General features: G+C 41.4%; 15 protein-coding genes and 5 pseudogenes. 6 read left to right on the top strand and 14 right to left on the bottom strand.

Features of this window, described 5'->3' with window-relative positions; all coding sequences use genetic code 11:
* Nucleotides 1-122 precede the first annotated feature (122 nt).
* Nucleotides 123-653 (bottom strand): DNA starvation/stationary phase protection protein Dps, encoded by a 531-nt coding sequence (gene dps / locus G7Y90_RS15155; RefSeq protein ID WP_250162797.1) that lies wholly within the window; start codon nucleotides 651-653, stop codon nucleotides 123-125.
* Between the two features lie 369 nt (nucleotides 654-1,022).
* Between dps and uvrB the strand changes: the two are divergent.
* The 5 genes and pseudogenes from uvrB (at nucleotide 1,023) to G7Y90_RS15130 (ending at nucleotide 7,637) form a co-directional block, all read left to right on the top strand.
* Nucleotides 1,023-3,132: pseudogene (gene uvrB, locus G7Y90_RS15150) on the top strand (excinuclease ABC subunit UvrB).
* A gap of 88 nt (nucleotides 3,133-3,220) precedes the next feature.
* Nucleotides 3,221-3,724 (top strand): AbiH family protein, encoded by a 504-nt coding sequence (locus G7Y90_RS15145; RefSeq protein ID WP_250162796.1) that lies wholly within the window; start codon nucleotides 3,221-3,223, stop codon nucleotides 3,722-3,724.
* Nucleotides 3,725-3,741: 17 nt separating this feature from the next.
* Nucleotides 3,742-4,698: an AbiH family protein gene (locus tag G7Y90_RS15140; RefSeq protein ID WP_250162795.1), complete on the top strand. Its 957-nt coding sequence runs from the start codon at nucleotides 3,742-3,744 to the stop codon at nucleotides 4,696-4,698.
* 247 nt (nucleotides 4,699-4,945) lie between these two features.
* Nucleotides 4,946-5,998 carry a pyridoxal phosphate-dependent aminotransferase gene (locus G7Y90_RS15135; protein ID WP_193008687.1) on the top strand — a complete coding sequence of 351 codons (1,053 nt, stop codon included), beginning with the start codon at nucleotides 4,946-4,948 and terminating at the stop codon, nucleotides 5,996-5,998.
* A 586-nt stretch (nucleotides 5,999-6,584) separates the two neighbouring features.
* Nucleotides 6,585-7,637, top strand: a complete 1,053-nt coding sequence (locus tag G7Y90_RS15130; protein ID WP_250162794.1) for a pyridoxal phosphate-dependent aminotransferase — start codon at nucleotides 6,585-6,587, stop codon at nucleotides 7,635-7,637.
* An 885-nt stretch (nucleotides 7,638-8,522) separates the two neighbouring features.
* Here the strand turns inward: G7Y90_RS15130 and G7Y90_RS15125 are convergent.
* The 6 genes from G7Y90_RS15125 to G7Y90_RS15100 form a co-directional block, all read right to left on the bottom strand.
* Entirely contained in the window at nucleotides 8,523-8,834 is a 312-nt protein-coding gene (locus tag G7Y90_RS15125; protein ID WP_250162793.1) for a transposase, read from the bottom strand.
* A 40-nt stretch (nucleotides 8,835-8,874) separates the two neighbouring features.
* On the bottom strand, nucleotides 8,875-9,228 hold the full coding sequence (locus tag G7Y90_RS15120) for an IS630 transposase-related protein (protein WP_045456530.1): 354 nt from the start codon (nucleotides 9,226-9,228) through the stop codon (nucleotides 8,875-8,877).
* A 94-nt stretch (nucleotides 9,229-9,322) separates the two neighbouring features.
* Nucleotides 9,323-9,685, bottom strand: a complete 363-nt coding sequence (locus tag G7Y90_RS15115; protein ID WP_250162792.1) for a hypothetical protein — start codon at nucleotides 9,683-9,685, stop codon at nucleotides 9,323-9,325.
* A gap of 193 nt (nucleotides 9,686-9,878) precedes the next feature.
* Nucleotides 9,879-10,629 (bottom strand): IS5 family transposase gene (locus G7Y90_RS15110; RefSeq protein ID WP_226951658.1). Its coding sequence is split into 2 segments (ribosomal slippage): nucleotides 9,879-10,410 and nucleotides 10,409-10,629, totalling 753 coding nucleotides; the frame shifts between segments, so codons are not numbered across the junction.
* 120 nt (nucleotides 10,630-10,749) lie between these two features.
* Nucleotides 10,750-10,983, bottom strand: coding sequence for a hypothetical protein (locus G7Y90_RS15105; RefSeq protein ID WP_045445299.1), 234 nt, complete (start codon nucleotides 10,981-10,983; stop codon nucleotides 10,750-10,752).
* A 257-nt stretch (nucleotides 10,984-11,240) separates the two neighbouring features.
* Nucleotides 11,241-11,756: a hypothetical protein gene (locus tag G7Y90_RS15100; protein WP_055123847.1), complete on the bottom strand. Its 516-nt coding sequence runs from the start codon at nucleotides 11,754-11,756 to the stop codon at nucleotides 11,241-11,243.
* Between the two features lie 320 nt (nucleotides 11,757-12,076).
* Here G7Y90_RS15100 and recJ point away from each other — a divergent pair.
* A pseudogene (recJ, locus tag G7Y90_RS15095) lies at nucleotides 12,077-13,901 on the top strand (single-stranded-DNA-specific exonuclease RecJ).
* A gap of 73 nt (nucleotides 13,902-13,974) precedes the next feature.
* Here recJ and G7Y90_RS15090 read toward each other — a convergent pair.
* From G7Y90_RS15090 to G7Y90_RS18130, 7 genes and pseudogenes are all read right to left on the bottom strand, one after another.
* Nucleotides 13,975-14,639 (bottom strand): annotated as a pseudogene (locus G7Y90_RS15090) (trimeric intracellular cation channel family protein).
* A 261-nt stretch (nucleotides 14,640-14,900) separates the two neighbouring features.
* Nucleotides 14,901-15,536, bottom strand: a complete 636-nt coding sequence (locus G7Y90_RS15085; protein WP_193007591.1) for a trimeric intracellular cation channel family protein — start codon at nucleotides 15,534-15,536, stop codon at nucleotides 14,901-14,903.
* A 116-nt stretch (nucleotides 15,537-15,652) separates the two neighbouring features.
* On the bottom strand, nucleotides 15,653-16,807 hold the full coding sequence (locus G7Y90_RS15080; RefSeq protein ID WP_193007589.1) for a multidrug resistance efflux transporter family protein: 1,155 nt from the start codon (nucleotides 16,805-16,807) through the stop codon (nucleotides 15,653-15,655).
* 61 nt (nucleotides 16,808-16,868) lie between these two features.
* Nucleotides 16,869-17,600: a 7-carboxy-7-deazaguanine synthase QueE gene (queE, locus tag G7Y90_RS15075; RefSeq protein WP_193007588.1), complete on the bottom strand. Its 732-nt coding sequence runs from the start codon at nucleotides 17,598-17,600 to the stop codon at nucleotides 16,869-16,871.
* A 240-nt stretch (nucleotides 17,601-17,840) separates the two neighbouring features.
* Nucleotides 17,841-18,661 (bottom strand): annotated as a pseudogene (gene dapD, locus G7Y90_RS15070) (2,3,4,5-tetrahydropyridine-2,6-dicarboxylate N-succinyltransferase).
* Nucleotides 18,662-18,792: 131 nt separating this feature from the next.
* Nucleotides 18,793-19,748, bottom strand: a pseudogene (locus G7Y90_RS15065) (alpha/beta fold hydrolase).
* 135 nt (nucleotides 19,749-19,883) lie between these two features.
* On the bottom strand, nucleotides 19,884-20,492 hold the full coding sequence (locus tag G7Y90_RS18130) for an amidohydrolase (RefSeq protein WP_284143878.1): 609 nt from the start codon (nucleotides 20,490-20,492) through the stop codon (nucleotides 19,884-19,886).
* Nucleotides 20,493-20,505: the final 13 nt, after the last annotated feature.

Raw genomic sequence — 20,505 nt, 5'->3', positions numbered from 1 at the left:
ACTGACAATTTAGCTACTTTAAAGCCCGTCTCTGAACGCGAATCTTAAAGTTATTACACATAAATTAGTACACACAAAAAAGGTCACTATAAAAGTGACCTTTTTTGCTGATATGGACTATCTTATTGATATACCTGTTTTATTGGTATAACTGGTTTAGGTACAAAGATGTTATTTTTTGGTGCATTGGCACCGATGAACCATGCATCTTTATCGACAGTACGGCTTATTTCCGTTAATAGGTCAGCGGTATCTTCGTCACCCGCATCACCAGCAGCATCAATCCCTTCACGCAATGATGCCGCAATGGTCTTATAGCGATTGGTAAGCTCACGAACATGCTGATCGACTTCAGTGATATCAGTAGGGTAAGTCTCGAGGATAGAGTCCTCAACGACACGTTTAGAGATACCATTGGCTTTACCGCCAAGGATAACAATACGCTCAGCAACCGTATCATAAGCTTCAGTCAAGCGACCATAGGTATCATCTAATAACTGATGCACACCGATAAAGCCAGTACCTTGCAAATTCCAATGACATTGCTTACTGTCCATACTCAAATCAATGAGATTCGCTAGATTAGCGTTCAATAAGTCGATCATTTTCTTTGCGGTTGCATCATCTATTCCACTTGCGTAACGTTCTCTCATGTTCTACTCCATTATGTGTATTATTTTAATGAAAATCTCATTTGTTGTTATTGGTATCTTACTTATGAACTACTTGTTGATTCGTTATAAATAATAGCAGCTTAAATGAAGATTGAAAGCCTCAAGCGTTAGGCTTTATTAGGTGGTCGTGTAATGAGTTTGTTAATCATGAAAAGCTTTGTAAATTTAGTAGTTGCTGTGTGCGTTTTTTATAACGAAGGTACTATTTATTCGTTATAAATAGGGCGTGTGACGTCATATCTAGATGCCAATATTGTAAGAAGATGACAAGATAAAACCCTTAATTACCTTTAAAAACCCTAGCTTAGACCCCACATTGTTATAAACCTTCAGAAGAAGAAAGCCATTATGCGAATGCCTGAACCGCGCTCGTCGCGTCAGTTAAACCAATTGGCCACTCAGCTACAGGGCGAAGCTGAAATTAGTGGTGTCAATGCGTCTGGGACGCAAATATCAAGTCGTGCTTTTGAGATGGTTACCGAATTTGAGCCAGCAGGCGATCAACCGCAAGCGATTGAAAAGCTCGTCAACGGTATTAATTCTGGCATGGATGAGCAGTTACTACTGGGTGTAACGGGTTCGGGTAAGACCTATACCATGGCAAAGGTCATCTCTGAGACGCAGCGTCCAACCATTATCATGGCACATAACAAAACGCTTGCCGCGCAGTTATATGGTGAGTTTAAGTCATTTTTTCCAAACAATGCCGTTGAGTATTTCGTCAGTTATTATGACTATTATCAGCCGGAAGCCTATGTCGCGGCAAGTGACACCTTTATCGAAAAAGACAGCGCTATTAATGATCATATCGATCAGATGCGTCTGTCAGCGACGCGAGCACTCCTAGAGCGCCGTGATGCAATTATCGTCGCCTCGGTCTCGTGCATTTATGGTTTGGGTGATCCAGAAAGTTATTTAAAAATGCTGCTGCACGTCGTCGTTGGGGACAAAATTGATCGCACTGCTACCATTAAACGTCTTGTTGAAATGCAATATACGCGCAATGAGCTAGACTTTGGACGCGGTACGTATCGGCTGCGTGGCGAGCTGCTAGATATTTATCCTGCGGAGTCTGAGCAGCTGGCGGTACGTGTGCATTTATTTGATAATGAAGTGGAGAAAATTACTTGGTTTGATCCATTGACAGTAAGACGGTACGTAGCGTGCCGCGTATTACTATTTATCCAAAGTCGCACTATGTGACGCCGCGTAATAAACTGGAAGCTGCCAGTCATACGATTCGGGCTGAGCTTGAGCCGCGTTTGGAGTATTTCCGTGAAAACAATAAACTGATTGAAGCACAGCGTCTTAAAGAGCGTACCCAGTATGATCTTGAGATGATTCAGCAGCTCGGCTACGCAACGGTATTGAAAACTATTCGCAGCATCTCTCTGGTCGTCCATCAGGGGAAGCGCCGCCGACCTTATTTGACTATATTCCAGAAGACGCACTGCTGTTCCTTGATGAGTCACATGTCACTGTTTCGCAAATCGGTGCAATGTATAAAGGCGATAGATCACGTAAAGAGAACTTGGTCAATTATGGCTTTCGTTTGCCAAGTGCGATGAACAACCGTCCGATGAAGTTTGAAGAGTGGGAGCGTATCAAGCCAAAAACGATTTATGTCAGTGCCACGCCTGCATTGTATGAGCTTGAACACAGCGAGCAAGTGGTCGAGCAAGTCGTGCGTCCAACGGGTTTGATTGATCCTGAGATTGAGATTCGTCCTGTATTGACGCAGGTCGATGATGTGTTATCAGAGATTACTAAGCGCCGAGAAAAAGATGAGCGCGTGCTGATTACCACGTTGACCAAGCGCATGTCAGAGGATTTGACCAGTTATCTAAAAGAATACGATGTCAAAGTTGCCTATCTGCACTCGGACATCGATACCGTTGAGCGTATGCAGATCATTCATGAGTTACGTACAGGCGTGCATGATGTGTTGGTCGGTATTAACCTATTGCGTGAAGGGTTAGATATGCCAGAAGTGTCATTGGTCGCGATATTTGATGCCGATAAAGAAGGCTTTTTGCGTTCTGAGCGTGCACTTATTCAGACCATCGGTCGTGCTGCGCGCCATATCAATGGTAAGGCTATCCTTTATGCTGATCGTATTACCAACAGTATGCAAAAGGCGATAGACGAGACCGACCGTCGCCGTGAAAAACAAGTGGCATTTAACCTTGAACACAACATCACACCAAAAGGGGCGCGTCGCAGTATTACTGATAAAATCGATACGGGTGACGATCAGAATGCCAATGACAATCAAGTGATTCCTATCAAGAGCAATCTACCTGATGTCGATATTAGTATCTTACGCAGTCCTGATTTGCTGGCGAAAGAAATCAATCGTCTTGAAAAGCTCATGAAGCAGATGTCGCGTGATTTGAAGTTTGAAGATGCTGCAAAAACGCGTGATAAAGTGCTAGAGTTAAAGGCGCATTTGATTTAGATGGTAAGGCTTAGAATATAAAAACAGTAGGCGGGTTAACAGATAGTTAGCTCGCCTTCTTTTTGGATTATAAAAAGGAGAATAAAAATTGGACACTAAAAGAATATTTGTACTGGGTAATGGCTTTGATTTAGCACATTATCTACCAACTGCTTATGTGCATTTTATGGATGCAATGATGGTTGTGGAATCTTGCGAAGAAGAAAAACAACTTGGTTTTGATGACTTGTTTCAGAAATATATCTCAGGTGAGTGTTCCAATAGAGACAAAGATTTTTTTACAAAGACTAGGGAGTTGTATAAAACAGATGATTTGAGGTTATCGATTGATACTGTAAATGATTTGCAAGAGAAGTTAATAAATAATGGTTGGTTTCAGCATTTTAAGCATCATTTGACCGATGTAGATACATGGATTGATTTTGAGAATGAGATAGAAAACAGCCTCCTATCTTTTGATTTTATTTTTAATATTGATTTTAACACTAGTACTATTTCAGATAATTTAAACAGTATGTATCCAAGTACTGAACCAGATGTAAACATAGAGAAAATCCTTGATAATGAAAAATATTTGATTGGAGATTGCTAAACCAAACTGGTCTCAAGGTGAACTATTTTATAAATTTACTTAAAAGTTTTGGAGTTTTAAAGCACGTATATGGGCATATTACCTATGAAGTAGAAAATAAGTCTGGAAGACACCTTAATTATGAACAAGAATCTAAAAGGTTAACACTCAAAGATTATGAGGTTTTGGAGGAGTATAGGGAAAGGAGAATTAGTGAACATACCACTCAAACAAATATAAAAAAATCTTTCAATAATATAGTGGAAACTAAATATTTGAGTCGAAACTCAACTGTATATACATCATTTAACGAAATAGAAATATACAATAAAATACTCAAAGATTTAGAGCTTTTCTCAAAAATATTTACAATCTATATCAACCTAGTAATTAACCAACTTAAACCAACTAAACCTCTTGATGCCTTTGGTAATTTGAAAAAAGAAATTGATGCAGTCTATACGTTTAATTATTCTGACACCTTCGAGAGACTGTATCCAAATAGTCTTGAAAGTCAACTTAATCAAGTAGAAGTACAGTATATTCATGGCAGTGCGGAACGCAAAAATATTGTGCTTGGAATAAGCGACTTAGATGAAGGAAAATTAAAAAAATATAAAATTTACGGCTTTGTTAAGACTTTTCAAAAACTTGTCAGTAATACTGATTATATGTTTTTAGATAATAGTGATGTGAAGCTAACAAGTAAGCCACCTATAAACTACCTGCTTCAAAATGACTATGAGATTATTATCTGGGGACACTCTTTAGATTCTTCAGATGGAGAGTATATTAGAGAAATGTTTAATCTGAACAGTGATAATCTGTTGAATAGAGTCACTATAAAAATTTGGTATCATGGCTCACAACACATGCAACTCGCTAATCTTATGCATATTATGGGTAAAGATATTATTCAAGAATGGATGAAGAAGGGCTGGCTAGTATTTGAAGCCGCACCCGATATTTATGCAGAGAATAAAAAGGCTGAATGATTATAACTTAAAAGTATTTTTTGGTAATTTTTGTCCTATTTCTCATAGCAGTATGCGTGACGACAAATGACTGTCTGTTGTGTTGAATTGACCTAATATTGGGATTAAAAGGAAGGGCTTCATAGGTGTAAATTAATAACTAATAATTGGTCATATCAAAACTTGTGTTTATACCAAATGCCCCTTAATATGATATCAATGAGCAATATGAACTTATAACAACGGACGTTGAGGCATATAATCCATCATGCAAAATAACAAATTCTTAGAATTAAATGCGAATGAAAACTCACTAGGCATGGCAGATTCTGCTAAACAAGCCATTATAGAATCTTTAGGTGAGGGCTTTCGTTATCCAGATAATCCACGCGCGGCGCTCATTAGCAAAATTGCCACCATCCATGGTGTGGCAGAAAACCAAATCTCCTTAGGCAATGGCTCGACTGAAAATATTCGAGCTACCTTACAAATGTTGCAAAACAAAGCATTAAAAGAGGGTAAGCAGTTTCAAATGGTGATTCCTGTGCCAACGTTTGATTGTGCAGAGATGTATGCAAATTCCATTGGCGTGCCTGTGGTCAAGATACCATTAACCGCTGAAAACTATGATTATGATTTTGATGAACTACAAAAAGCAGCTGACGATTTTGATGGCATCAGCCTACTTTATATTTGCAATCCAAACAACCCAACGGGCATCATTACATCAACTTCAAGGCTTAAAACTTGGGTAAGTAATGCACCAGATAACCATTACTTCTTGCTAGATCAAGCTTACTTGGAGTACGTATCAGATCCAAGCTTTGAGAGCGGTATTGAGTGGGTGAAACAAGGGTTATCCGACAATCTTATTGTTATCCATACTTTCTCAAAGTTATGTGCCTTAGCCGGTATGCGAGTGGGATACGCAGTTTCTAATCCGCAAGCAATCGAGGCTGTCGAAGCGTTTATGTCTATGGACAACACCAACTTGTCAGGTGCGGTTGCTGCTATTGCGACGTTAAATGATGCCAAGTTTTTAGCGCTCAGCTTGCGCAATACCAATCAGTCGCGCCAAATGATTGAGACAGTATTAGACGATCTTGGATTGCGTTATTTACCTTCACAGACCAATTTTATTTTTCATGAGATAAAAGGTGATTTAAAAACTTATATCGATAGAATGCGTGACCATGGCATCAAGGTTGGTCGCGAGTTTCCACCTATTACAGGTTTCAACCGTCTAACACTTGGCACACCTGACGAGATGGCAGCATTTATTAAAGTATTAAAGCTGTTCCGTGAAAAAGGCTGGGTCTAAGTAGTGCATTAAAAAATTGCTAATTTGAAATATCGATAAACTAACAAGACTAGGGCGTGTCCTCAATTCAATCGATTACTTGCTAAATGGGCTAAAAATGGCTAAAAATGGCTAAAAATGGCTAAAAATGGCTAAAAATGGCTAAATTTTGCCAAAAATCGTCAAATAGTTTCTTAATATCTCGATATTATTTGCGCTACTTTCCTTGTTTAACGGCAATTTATCTCATGTTTATCACCATTTTTAAAATGAGGACACGCCCTAGTATTAGCAAAAATGTTAAGAATTTTACAAAGTGAGTTGCCTATAGGGTAGCTCTTTTTTATTTAATGGATGCTATCAATAAGTGAGCATCTTACTCATAACAGCTGCTAAAGAGTTTCATCGCTCAGAGCGCTTGTAATCAGGGTAAATGCCATTTACCATAACCATTATTATCCGAATGCATCTCACCATCCATATATAAACCCTACTAAATAATCAGAGTAGCAAAAAGACGAGTGCAAGTGCTACATCCGCTGGCTGAGCGAGCTTGACATTGCTAATTGCATATTTGGTATGGGTATCAATTAGGCGTATTACTATTGTGCTTACCAATCCATTAATAGAATTAAACTCTAACGAAAACTCACTAGGCATGGCAAACTCTGCCAAAAAAGCGGTTATCGATGCTTTAGACATCGGCTTTCGTTATCCAGATGACCAGCGTGCAGCCTTAATTATTAAAGTTGCGAAAATTAATGACGTGACTGAAAATCAAATATCTCTAGGCAGCGGCTCCAGTGAGAATATCCGCACGGTCGTACAAATGCTGCAAAACAAAGCGTTAAGGGAAGGCAGGAATTTTCAAGTAATTGTGCCGCACCCAACCTTTGCTTATGCGGAACTATATGCAACCTCTATCAATGTGCCCGTGGTAAAAGTAGCACTGATGCCTGAAAGCTATTCTTTTGATTTACAAAATATGCAAAAAGTGGCTGATGATTTTGATGGTATAAGCTTATTTTATCTCTGCAATCCCAACAATCCTACAGCGACGATTACTGACACAGATGAGTTAAAAGCGTGGGTAGGAACGGCACCAGACCATCATTATTTCTTGCTAGATGAAGCCTACTCAGAATATGTCACTGACCCAAGTTTTGAGAGTGGGATTGCGTGGATAAGAGAGCAGCGCTCAGACAATATTATCGTGGTTCGGACTTTCTCTAAACTGTGTGCGCTAGCGGGTATGCGTGTCGGCTATGCAATTGCCAGTCCGCAAATGATCACTGAGCTAGAGGCGTTTATCTCAGTGGATAATACCAATCTGTCTGGTGCTGTCGCCGCGATAGCAACTTTGGATGATGAGGCGTTTTTGGCGTTGAGTTTGCATACTGCCAATCAATCGCGTCAGCTGGTTGAGCAGACGTTGGATGAGCTTGGACTACGCTACTTACCATCACAAGCCAGCTTTATATTTCACGAAATCAAAGGCGATGTACAAACCTATATCGATAGAATGTGCGACCATGGCATCGCTGTTGGTCGCGAGTTTGCGCCTATCACTGGCTTTAATCGTTTGACGCTTGGCAGACCTGATGAGATGGCAGTGTTTGTTGAGGTGTTGAAATCGTTTCGTGAGAAAGGCTGGGTGTGATTAAGCCAGATAGAGTAGTTTCATCATTAGAAAAGGGGAGTTGCCTAGTTTGCCATTTCCTTTGTTTGCAATAGGATAAAGAAGCCATAGCTAACATTCTATTTTTACCAACATCAAACGCAGTTTTACATATCCTGTCTTAAAAAATATCACGTCATCTTATAGTATTGATTTATAAGGCACGAACTAACAAGCATGCAGTCGAATGCTTGGTAATAGTCATAAAATCAGGCGTGCTAACGTATATTATAATTTTAAGGTCAGGGATATATCCATGTTTGATATCAAATCATTTTTAAGAGAGAAGTAGAAAAAAAACTCATCAATGTAGACGATTATTTTTATGCCTGAGCGAGTAGAGATGGAGCTGGAGGGCGGAGTATTAAATTGTGTACTCAACAGTGATGGACGAGTCGATATTTTTTATAGTAAGCAAGGCTGACAGAGGTCGGCTCGCATCACGTAGCAGCCCTTTACGGCATTCGAAACTGAACTATATCATGGCGTTTATGATGACGTTATTAATGATTTGATCAAAGAGACAAGATTATCGATGGCTCTTCTATATTTTAGCCGCATAAAATACTGCCCTTTACAGCTTGTCACAGAATCCAGTTGACAAAAACAAGTTCTAAGCCAAGTTAATAAGATAAGTGATGGTACAAAGACTTAGCAATAAAAAGGGTGCGTTATTTATAACGCACCCTTTTTACTTTTTATTCTCAATGAACATGATGCTTTAAATATAGTCAGTTCACAATAAAATAACAGCCCATATCCTGAAATAGCTTAGGCAGATTATTCTCCATCCACCCTTGGCGTAGAAACTTAGCTTGAGCCCATTTCTTTTCAATGGGGTTTAGATCAGGACTGTAGGGTGGCAGCCTAGAATAGATGACCGTGCCTGTTCAGTAGTTTTTGAATACGCTTGCTCTTATGAAAGCGGGCATTATCCATAACGATCACGCATTTAGTCTTGAGACTTGGAATTAGCGTGAACTTGCACCAGTCATAAAATATATGGCTGTTGATATTTTGTTCAAAGTAATCAAGCGCAAACAGCATCTTTTTATACAAAGCACCGATGACATTAGTGCGCTTTTTTGCTTGCCAGTTGAAGCTGTCGATACAGGGTTTGCCTATCGGTGAGTATCCGTAAGGTCTTATAGTTTCAGCCTCAAAGCCGCTTTCATCCATATACACAATGGGATAGCCTTGCTGTGTAAAGCTATCAAGCTTACTCTGATACGACGCTCTTTTTATCAGGCAGGCTTTTGGATGCTCTAAGGTCTTTTTTTTGACTGATACCTAGGCGTTTTAAAGCATTGTGCATGCCGGTCTTACTACAGTTGAATCGCCTAGCTCGCTCATATAAATAGTCATCTGGATGTTGTTCAACGTCTTTTAAGAGTGCTTCATTCGGTATTTTAGTCGGTGGTTTATTCCGGGTTTGTTTGATACTTGAATCTTTGAGCCAGCGCTGTAATGCGGTTTTGCTAATATTATAAAAAGTACAAGCCTGACGGATACTCATGTCTTTGTTTTTGACACTTTTAATCACTTGTGCTCGAAAATCTGCTGAATAGGTCATTTGTTATTCTGCCGCCATTTCGCTTGTTTTAAAACGATTGTATCTTATTTAAAAAGAACTGACTATATCTAGTGCAGTTAACGATACTTATATTTTATTTCATAAACCTGGTATAGCAACTTTGTAGAGATTTTGCGACGACTTTCGTGACCAACTGTGTGCGATATTGCGAATCGATAGCAGCATTGCCCAATTCAACGAGTGTCACTTGTTGCGGCGCTTGCTCACTGACGCAGCCACAAACATTGCTTTTTACAGCTTCTTGTTGTGTGTCGGTCATAGCCACGCTAGCCACACGCCAAGCAGTTTGCTTTTCAATCTGACTGCGGCATTGGTTATCAATCGCTGATTTAAAGACATTCATACCAATCTCATTTGCAGTACCGATAGCAGTACCTGCGTTATTATTCATGCCACCAGTCGTCGTGCATCCAGATAGAGCGAGGGTAGCGAGCATAGCCGTTGATATTAAGATTTTTTCATGGGTCTGATCCTTTAAGATTTTTATTGGTTTGAAGGTTTATGCTTAATAGAAACTGGCATTTTGTAGGAGTTGATGTTTGCTAGTTGACATGTATTTTTTCCAAGCAGGTCGTATATTATCAGCAAAACTTATCAATAACACCACCAACTATTATTAGGGCGTGTCTTCAATTCATCTTACAATGAACGATAGTACACGCCAGATAAAGCATTGACTTAAAATTACGAGCTAACTTTTCATAGCGAGTGGCGATACTACGAAAGTGTTTGAGCCTTGCGAACATATTCTCAACAAGATGGCGCAGTTTGTATAAGTAGCTATCAAATTCTGGATTAGGTGCTTTAGTATTGCTTCTTTTGGGAATTATAGGAATCATGTCATGCATGCAAGCTTTATCCCTGATCGCTTGTGAATCATAGCCTTTATCAGCGATGAAGTAATCTGCATGCCTAATCATGTCAATCAATTCACCTGCAACTTGACTGTCGTGGACGTCACCCCCAGTGATTTTAAAATGGAGCGGATATCCATCGGCATCACAGGATAGGTGTATCTTTGTAGTTGCGCCGCCACGGCTTCGCCCAATCGCTCGATCTTCACCACGCCGAGCTCCACTTGCATGCTGGTGACAGCGAACATAGCTTCCGTCTGTGAATACCCATTCCGTATCAGTTTCTTTTCGTAAGCTAAAAAAAATTCGCCCATAAGCCAGTTTTCGACCAGCGATTAAAGCGACTATAAGCTGTTTTCCAAGAACACAGTTCTTTAGGTATGTCACGCCAAGGCGCACCTGTGCGTACCTTCCACAGTATGGCTTCCATGACCTCTCGACTGTTTTGAGTTTGATAGCAGGCATGCTGTGTCATCGTTGATTGAAGTTGATCCCAAAGCGTATCTGTTAGTGCTGTTCTTGCCATGACTTGTACTTCTCGCAGCGTCTCAATAGATGCGGTATTGTAACTATTATTTATGGCTTAACCAATTGAAGACATGCCCTAGTATTGAATAAAGCTTTTTTTTATCAAAGCTTGACGTTATTAATCCAGCCACGCATAGGGGTGATAATATGCATAGGCTTTATAACCAATATAGCCGACAATCATCAATAAACCACCGACGATAAATAACCAAGTGGTGAGGTGTTCCCACGAACAATCATCAAAACGGTCATTAAATGCCGCCGAAATACTGGCGATGAAAAGAATGATGCAACCCAATAGCAATATCAGTGTTGACGTGAGCTCATAACTATCTACGCTAAAGTGCAGCATACAAGAATCCATGAATAAAATTTATCTTACTTTAACGAGTTCATTAACCGAGAGAGGTGAAATATTCATGAAGTATTGCTATATTTGGTGGTGATTTTTGCCATTTTCCACTGTTAATGCTATTTAGCTTAATAGCATTCTGCGCAAAGCAGCCGATTCAAACCCATATATACGTAACTCAGCACAAAAAAACCAGCTAAGGCAATGGCTCTTAGCTGGTTTTATTTTATAAAGTTGATGTCAGTTTTTTAACTGTTTTAGACATTTTTACCGTGTTGCTTTTGCTGAATATCTTTTGCAAGCTTGTAACACTCATTGATGTGGTCATTGGCGATTTTTTTGAAAATCATATAGCCCATTGTAGCAGCAACCATTTGACCCCCTAGTGGGATAAATTTCGTTACTTGTTTAGCAGCGATACGACCACCGAAGCCTTGTACGGTCTTTTTAACAATACCACGTGTCGCCATCAACCCTGCAAAATCGACAGTACGATCTTTTAATGCGCCCCAATGAATGGCTCGTGATTCTAAATCAACTGCTGCCTTACGGTCTTCAAGTAAGCCAAATCGTTCGCTAATGTCAGGTAATAGTTGAGTAAGCATACCTGCATCTACTGCAACATCAAAAAATGGCACAGGAACGATGGCAACACCAGCAGAATATTTGGCGCGTTTTTTAACCAACTTTTGACATTCCTTTTTTACTTGTTCGAGATCCAAGCTAGGGTCAATGGTATTTGGTAGTTTTTCAGCCAGTGGTGTGGTTTTCATAAAACATCCTTATAAATGGTTAAAATAAAAAATCAAATAAAAAATCTCAATAGATAGCAAGTATCTCAGTTGTTTACCATTTTATGGATTTCTGAGCGGCATACAATCATTGCTTTGTAGCAAAATGCAGAAAAATGCAGTCGCTATGCACCGTTTTTGTAAATGAAATATTATGCGTATAATATGCACAGAGTATGAATTATTTGCTCCATGCTAGTATTAAAATATGGCTTATCACAATGTACTGCAACAAAAAACGATAAACCAAGCCACCAAAAATTGTCATTGTGACCCTCTGCCAAAGCCAGTAGAATATGCACATGCTAAATTTAACCCCCCGTTATACCAGCACTCGCATCGACGAGTTGCCCGCCGCGCTGCAACCACTTGCCGCCCAATCATTGACGCTTGCCCGCTTATACGCAGGTCGCGGCATTACTCGACCTGATGAGCTAGAGACGCAACTCTCGCGCTATTGCCAGCCGAAATGCTGCATGGTGTCACCGAAGCAGTGCGTCTATTAGACGTCGCCATCGATGCCGGTCAGCGTATCCTTATCGTGGGTGATTTTGACTGTGATGGTGCGACCAGTACCGCATTGATGATGCGTGCGCTCACAAAAATGGGCGCAGTCGTTGACTTTTTAGTGCCTGACCGTTTTAAGTATGGCTATGGTTTGACACCAGAAATTGTCGAATTGGGTATTGAGAAGTATCATCCTGAGGTGATAGTGACTGTTAATGGTATCTCAAGCCATGAAGGCGTGGCTCGTGCGCAAGCCGATGGCATCACTGTGATTATTACTGATCATCATTTGACGACTAAAGAAACACCGCCTGCGGAGGCTGTGGTTAATCCCAATCAGCTTGATTGTCACTTTAGCAGTAAAGCGCTCGTAGGGGTGGGCGTGGCATTTTATGTGCTTGGACGCTTAGCCAAGCTGCGCCGCGAAGCCGGTAAATCTACCGTGCAAGTGAGTCAATATTTGGATTTGGTGGCATTAGGGACGATTGCTGACGTTGGGGTGCTTGATAAAAACAATCGCATTTTAGTGCATCATGGACTGGCGGCTATCCGCCAAGGGCGCTGCTCGCTCGGTATCTTGGCACTCCTTGAACAAGCAGGGCGAGATCCTAAGCAGTTGCAGGCACAGGATTTTGGGTTTGTCTTAGGACCTCGTATCAATGCCGCTGGTCGTATGGACAATATGCGCATCGGTATTGAGTGTTTGTTGACGGATGACTGGAGTACGGCGCAGCGCTTGGCGCAAGAGCTTGAACAGTTAAACCGAACGCGTCGGCAGGTAGAAGGTGAGATGCGCGCGCAAGCGGATAACATCGTACAGACATTAGCCGCTGCGGATACAGACATGGACGATGAGGCTACGGCGGATAACCATGAAAGCGGCGATGTTATTATTCAAAATAGATCTGAGAAAAAGACGAATAATAATCATAAACGCAGTATCGTTTTATACCAAGATGATTGGCATCAAGGCGTCATCGGCATCGTCGCTGGACGGTTAAAAGAAAGTCATTATTTGCCAAGTATCGTCTTTGCGCCCGCGGATACAGAGCGTACCAGTGACGATGACCTTATCAAAGGCTCGGCGCGTTCTATCGCTGGCGTGCACATTCGTGATGCGATTGAGCAGGTTGCCGAGCGCCATCCTGATTTAATCAGTCATTTTGGTGGTCATGCGATGGCAGCAGGCTTAACGATCAACCGTCGTAATTTTGATGGGTTTGTTATGGCTTTTAATGACGTCATGGCACAGATGGATAATGAAGTGTTTGCCGAGCAAAAACTCACTGATGGTGCGTTGCAGGCGAGTGACTTTAGCTTGTGGTTTGCTGAACACCTAGCTGATGCCAATATTTGGGGTCATGGCTTTGCACCGCCAATATTTGACGGGGTCTTTGAAGTGTTAAGCTTTAAGATATTAAAAGACAAGCACCTTAAACTGTCGCTGCGTTACCCTGATGTGCAATATCCGATTGAAGCAATTTATTTAACTTTGATAGCGAGAGATGGGATTATCGTGCAGAAAAAGTGCATGTATTATTTCAGCTAGACATCAACGAGTGGAACGGCAAACAAAGTCTACAGTTGATGGTAAGGGATTTAGCAGTGGTACAGGAATGATGGCATTATCTTATTATAAGATACTTAATAAGTAGCAAATATAGCGTCGACTTTGTTTAAGGTTGACGCTTTTTTAGTATTTCCATTCGATGGTTGGAAACTGCCAGTCATAACGAATAGCGAGCATGCGTAAGGTAAAAATCGTACCCATAGTAGCGATGTCAGCAATCCAAGCTGTCACACCCAGATTGTGTAGTGCGAAATAGAGGATGCCGCCAGCCAAGGCTGCCGAAATATAAATCTCTTGCTGCAACACCAGCGGAATCTCATTGCAGATCATATCGCGGATAATACCGCCGACAATAATGGTGATCACCCCAAGTAATAATGCCACGGGCACATTTGCACCCATACTATCGGCAACCTTGATACCGATTAAGGTAAAAACTGATAGTCCAATAGTATCTGAGAGTTTGAGGAACTTATTAACGCGTTTAGAGTTGGGGTGAAAGAATATTTGCATCCCTAATGAAGAGAGGGTGATAACAGTCAGGTAGCTCATATCCACCATCCAAAATAGTGGATGGCGATCTAAAATGACATCACGCACAGTGCCACCACCGATAGCGGTGACAATAGACACCAGTAAACAACCAAAACATCGAAATTTTTGTGTTTTGCCAGTATCGTGCCTGAAATACTACAAGCGATAATACCAATCATATCAAAAAGGTAAATGAGAGAGCGTGGGTCAAACGTAGTGATTAGTGCTGAAGGGTTCAATGCGATAGCCAGCATGAGCAAATCTCACTAAGTTTGTATGATGATTGTCTGATTATTATAAGCCAATGCAGTAGAGCTTAGGGCTTGTTCTCATTTTAAAAATAGTGATAAAAATGAGATAAATTGCCGTCAAACAAGGAAAGAAGCGCAAATAATATTGAGATATTAAGAAGCTATTTGACGATGTTTGGCAAAATTTAGCTATTCTTAGGCCATTTAGAAAGTAAACGATTGAATTGAGAACACGCTCTAGTGTTTAAACCATATATATCGGTCTTATTTCACCAAACGTATAGAAGGCAGGTGCCAATCAAAACGCAATGCTAGCATCCGTACAGCAAAGATAACGCCCAGCATAACAAACTCGTTCAACCCAGCATTTACACCCAAACGATCAAGCAGCAGATAAGTGATCGAACCTACAATACTAGCAGAGATATAAATCTCGCGTTGAAGTAACAGTGGTATCTCATTACAGATGATATCGCGTAGCAGACCACCAATAATAGCCGTCCAAACCCCCATCATAATAGCGATAATAGCTGACATATCTTGTGTCAATGCTATCTTAAAACCGATCACGCTAAAAGCCGCCAACCCAATGGCATCAAACAGCTTCAATGCCTTATCAATCTTATGATATAGATGAAAGAATATTTGTAAAATAAGCGATGTCACTGTGATGACGATCACATAATTGAGGTCAGTCATCCAAAAGAGCGGATGACGGTCTAGCGCCATATCACGTAGTGTACCGCCGCCGATAGCATTGACCATCGCAACCAAGATACAGCCAGCAATATCAAAGCCTTTGTGCTGTGCCAGCAGTGTACCTGCGATCGCACAAGCAATCACACCAACCATATCTAATAAATATAATAAAATATCAGGAAAAATTAAATCATTAACCATGATTATATTACCAATATAATGGCCATCAAAATAGATTGGCTGTGCTGGACTAGGTTAGTTTTGAAGTTGTTTATATCAATAATTTAAATAGAGTTAACCTAATTTTAGATAGTAGTTTAGCCATCTTTTGCAAATAGAATAAGCCCAATGATAATCAGAGCAATACCTATTAAGCCCATCGCTGATGGCAGGGTATTATTGAGCAATAGCATACCGCCAATTAAGGCAAATATCACTTCACTTGCCTGAGTGGCATCAACCCCAGCCACTTCGCTTGAAGTTTCCGCTTTTTCACGGGCATATAAAAAGATACTGGTTGCCGCCACGCCTGCCAATAGAGCCACAAGTAAGGTATTGAATACCTGCTTAGTATCAGGCAAATCCGGATGAACGATAAAACCCAAAACCAACCAAAATGGCAGACTGCCCAAGGTCATTAACCATACTTTGTTAAAGGCATTTTGTAGCAGGGTGGTTTTGATAGCAGGTATACGTGCGATTAAAGTTTGCAGCACAGAGCTCGGCAAGGTTTGAGTGGGGTGGTTAAGGTTTAAGGAATCGACCGCGTCCGCCGTATAACTCATATCGGCTGACAATGCAGGTGCTTCTGTAATAAGTGAGGTTGTTTTTTTACTAATCTCGTTGGCTTGGATATCAATTTTTTGAGTGCTAGTAGGCTCGGCACTACGCTTGCGCGCATTGTAAGATACCTGCCAAACCAACTGGTTACCAATGGGATAGCTAAAGGCGGCTATTAGGGCAGGCACGGCACCATAAAGCAGCATATCTTTCATAGGCACTGCATCAGCATCTAGCAAAGAAGCGGCATGCAGTCCTTCACTGATATTGACCAGTACCACACCGGCAAATACTAATAATGCATATGCAATGAATTTTTTATCAAAACGTTGTCCGAATGCTAGCAAAACGAGTAGACTTGCGACCACTGTAAACATAAAGGTCGCGGCAACTACCCAGCCTGCGACATGATCGGCCGCGTAGCATATTCCTGTATAAAAAACTCCAAAACCAATACTGCCAGTAATACACCAAAAGCCCCAATGTTGACGGAATATAGTCATTAGCTCTGTAATACGCCCAAAACCATGCTGCATAATTATAATAGCCGTGAGTATTAGCCACATAAATGCATAGCGAAGGCTAGCTGACCAAAACCAATGCCCACCAGCCGCACTCATAACTTCGTTTAACACAAACGTCGAGCTAAAAAATGCCCCCGATAATAAGCCCAATAAAATGAGTTTGACCATACCTATATTCCTATCCTTGGGTCGCTATTTATGTTGAATATCCATTTAGATGATTGGACTATTATTTGCCTTTAGCATCTGCCCAGATGATTTTATGCAGTTGCAATTGGAAGCGTACGGGCAGCGCGTCAGCCAACATCCATTCTGCAAGTTCGCGCGCCAACAAAGGTACATCGGGGCTGACTTCGTCGTCGATATCCTCTGCGACATTAAACATCGGAGAGAACCAAACCGTTCCGACCAAATCGTTTAGCTCATGCTCGATCAACATGGCTTTTGCCCAGTCGTAATCAGTACGGTTCATGATGACAAACTTGATTTGGTCGTGCTGAGTGAGGTAGTCCAGGTTTGACCATAGATTCTTATCGACTTCGCCTGAGCTTGGCGTTTTGAGATCCATGACTTTACTGACCGCTTTTGGCACGTTTGCTACCGTGAGCGCGCCTGCGGTTTCAAGCGAGATTTCATAACCGTCGTTCAGTAAACGCTTCATTAGCTCAATGGCGTTCGGCTGAGCTAAAGGCTCGCCGCCAGTCAGACAAATACGCTTGCAAGGATAGCTTTTGATGGTCTCTATAATGGTTTCTAGCGACTGCCGCTCGCCGCCAGTAAAGGCGTATTCAGTATCGCAATAGACACAGCGAAGTGGACAGCCAGTCAAGCGTACAAATATCGTTGGCAAGCCTGAGGTCAGCGCTTCACCTTGCAAAGAATAAAAAATTTCTGTCAAACGTAGACCCGCTTCAGGATCAGTGACAGGAATGGCGGCGGTGCGTAATAGTGATTCACTCATAATATGTCAAATACAGTTAAAGATTGCTAATGGGATGAGGCATTTATCAATGGTAAAAAAAGGCAAGTTCTGGTATGGGCGTTTTGCGTTTGGATAAAGCCAAACCAAAAAAAGGGATTATAACGCACCACCCTCTATTAAGCTGCAAAAAAGACGCTGAAGTTTTCTTCAGCGTCTTTAATAAAGAGGATCTGTCGCTGTCCGTACGGTTTGGGTACGAGACTCTAAGTATTAAAAATACTAAGCTAAACGTAATAACTCATTGACTGATGTTTTAGCGCGGGTTTGTGCATCGACTTTTTGACGATGATAGCAGCATATAAGCTATGCGTACCATCTTCTGAAGGTAAGCTACCCGGTACAACAACAGAGCCTGCTGGTACACGGCCACGATGAATCTCACCCGTTTCGCGATCATAAATGCGCGTTGATTGACCAATAAATACACCCATCGAGATAACAGCGCCTTCTTCGACGATTACGCCTTCAACGATTTCAGAACGTGCACCAATGAAGCAGTTGTCCTCAATGATAGTTGGATTCGCTTGCAATGGCTCTAATACGCCGCCGATACCAACGCCACCTGATAAATGCACATTTTTACCAATTTGGGCACATGAACCCACGGTCGCCCACGTATCTACCATCGCGCCTTGATCGACATACGCGCCGATGTTGACATACGACGGCATCAATACTGCACCAGCTGCGATGAAAGAGCCTTTACGAGCAACGGCTGGTGGTACAACGCGTACGCCAGCTTCTTTGAACTGTGCTTCGGTCCAGTTGGCAAACTTAGTCGGCACTTTGTCATAGAATTGCACATGTTCGCCCGCTGCCTGAACATAGTTGTCGTTTAAGCGAAAAGAGAGCAAAACGGCTTTTTTTGCCCACTGGTTCACGACCCATTCGCCATCCTTTTTTTCTGCAACGCGCAATGTGCCGTTATCTAGTTGCTCAAGTACTTGATTAATAGCATCACGCACGTCCTGTGGCATCGTGCTTGGGCTGTATTCGTTGCGTTTTTCAAAGGCTTGTTCGATGGTTTGTTGTAATGACATAAAGGTTCCTAAAGTTAGTGGAAGGTAAAGCATATATTATCGTGAAATAACTCGCATGACTTGGCGTAAAAACTTGCTTGCCGTATTGTCGCTAATTTGGCGACTTTTAGCAAACAAGTTGACCGCTGCTGTTAATTATCTGAGCTATGGCTTTCTATCCATTCTAAGATATCTTTATAAACTGTTTGGTGGTCTTTTTCATGCAAAGGCTCATGACGCATGTTTGGGTAGAGTTGGATATCTACTTGACTGAAATTTTGCTTGTTTAAGCGCGTGACAATTTTGCGGATGCCGTTACCCATATCTCCAATAGGATCATCTTCGCCGCTGATAAATAGCATCGGGAAGTTTTTTGGAATAGTCATTGCCCAGCCTTTGTTTAAGCCAGTTTCCATCAGAAAGAATAATGTCATAAAGCCATTATTGGTGAAATCAAAGCCCGTTAAGGGATCTGCTTCATAGGCTTCAATGGCGGCAGGATTTTCAGTTAACCATGCAAATTCTGATGAAGAGATGCGATCTTCAAGCTTACTATTCAAGACTTTATTCATCACCTTGGCAAACATTGCATTTGGTTTTTTGGGTGCTACTTTTGCCAGTACTTTATTGACTGGGAGTAGTACTTTAGTCAAGGGGTTGGCATCTGCTGTACCCATCAAAATAGCACCTGTAAAATTGTGTGCATGGTGCTTTAGGACATTACGCACAATAAACGAGCCCATAGAGTGACCCATTACAAAGTGTGGCACGTCAGGATGGCGGTTTTTTAAGCTATCTGCCATGACAATGACGTCTTTTAGCAGGGACTGTACTGGATGCTCTTCACCAAAAAAACCTAAATCTGCTGATGTTTTGACGGTCTTTCCATGTCCCAAATGGTCATAAGTTGCCACTGCGATACCATTATCCGCTAAAAACTGAGCGAAGTCTGCGTAACGTCCGCTATGCTCTGCCATACCGTGGACAATCAGTAACGTGGCTTTTACCACTGTGTTTTCATGGCTTGGTTCAAAAAATCATGATGCAAGTAATGAATATTATCGGAAGAGAGAATGTGGTCGTTACCTGTATCGGTGTTGGTACTCATATAGGGTTCCTTAAACAGTTTTAATGAATGTTTTTAATAAATAGTTTCAATGGTTCATCATCTTAATAAATAGCAGGCATGACAATTTGAAATCGCCTGCTAAAATTTGGCTTATTATACGGCGCTTACCATGAGCTATTGTACTGGACGTTGGTAAATCGTTTGACCTTCTTTAATGGTTGTGATGACTTTGATGTCTTTGAGCTTGCTTGCCTCTATGGTTAACGGGTTGGCATCCAAGATAACCAAATCAGCCAGTTTCCCTGGCGTCAAAGTGCCTTTGCTGTCTTCTTCAAAATACTCATAAGCGGCATTGCTGGTAATGGCCTTTAACGCTTGATACGGCGTCGCTCGCTCATTTTTACCAATGATTTTACCTGAGCGTGAAGTGCGATTGACTGCTGACCAGACTGTAAATAGCGGGTCGACAGGTGTCACTGTGTCATCAGAGTGATTGGTGTATTTAAGTCCCATTCTATCAGCAGTGGCAATCGGGCTTGAAAAGTCGGCACGTTTTTTACCTAAGTTTTTAACGTGTACATCTCCCCAAAAGTAAGTATGGTTGGTAAAGAAGGACGGCACCATATTGTATTTTTTGAATGCGGCTAGCTGATCAGGTCGGGCAAATTGAGCATGAATGGGCACAGTACGGCGATCTTTATCAGCTGCTTGACCAGTCTTTTTGACCGCATACTCGTGTGCCTTGATGAGCATATCGGTTGCGCCATCACCATTATTATGGATAAAGAGCTGATTG

The organism is Psychrobacter sp. WY6 (assembly GCF_018448495.1).
Classification (GTDB): Bacteria; Pseudomonadota; Gammaproteobacteria; order Pseudomonadales; family Moraxellaceae; genus Psychrobacter.
This window is presented reverse-complemented; position numbering and strand designations above follow the sequence as displayed.

Bases quoted from the DNA above. Each gene is read 5' to 3' on its own strand.
- dps (WP_250162797.1), bottom strand. From the start codon at position 653: ATGAGAGAACGTTACGCAAGTGGAATAGATGATGCAACCGCAAAGAAA.
- G7Y90_RS15085 (WP_193007591.1), bottom strand. From the start codon at position 15,536: ATGGTTAATGATTTAATTTTTCCTGATATTTTATTATATTTATTAGAT.
- G7Y90_RS15100 (WP_055123847.1), bottom strand. From the start codon at position 11,756: ATGAAAACCACACCACTGGCTGAAAAACTACCAAATACCATTGACCCT.
- G7Y90_RS15105 (WP_045445299.1), bottom strand. From the start codon at position 10,983: ATGCTGCACTTTAGCGTAGATAGTTATGAGCTCACGTCAACACTGATA.
- G7Y90_RS15125 (WP_250162793.1), bottom strand. From the start codon at position 8,834: ATGGATGAAAGCGGCTTTGAGGCTGAAACTATAAGACCTTACGGATAC.
- G7Y90_RS15080 (WP_193007589.1), bottom strand. From the start codon at position 16,807: ATGGTCAAACTCATTTTATTGGGCTTATTATCGGGGGCATTTTTTAGC.
- G7Y90_RS15115 (WP_250162792.1), bottom strand. From the start codon at position 9,685: ATGCTCGCTACCCTCGCTCTATCTGGATGCACGACGACTGGTGGCATG.
- queE (WP_193007588.1), bottom strand. From the start codon at position 17,600: ATGAGTGAATCACTATTACGCACCGCCGCCATTCCTGTCACTGATCCT.
- G7Y90_RS15120 (WP_045456530.1), bottom strand. From the start codon at position 9,228: ATGACCTATTCAGCAGATTTTCGAGCACAAGTGATTAAAAGTGTCAAA.
- G7Y90_RS15135 (WP_193008687.1), top strand. From the start codon at position 4,946: ATGCAAAATAACAAATTCTTAGAATTAAATGCGAATGAAAACTCACTA.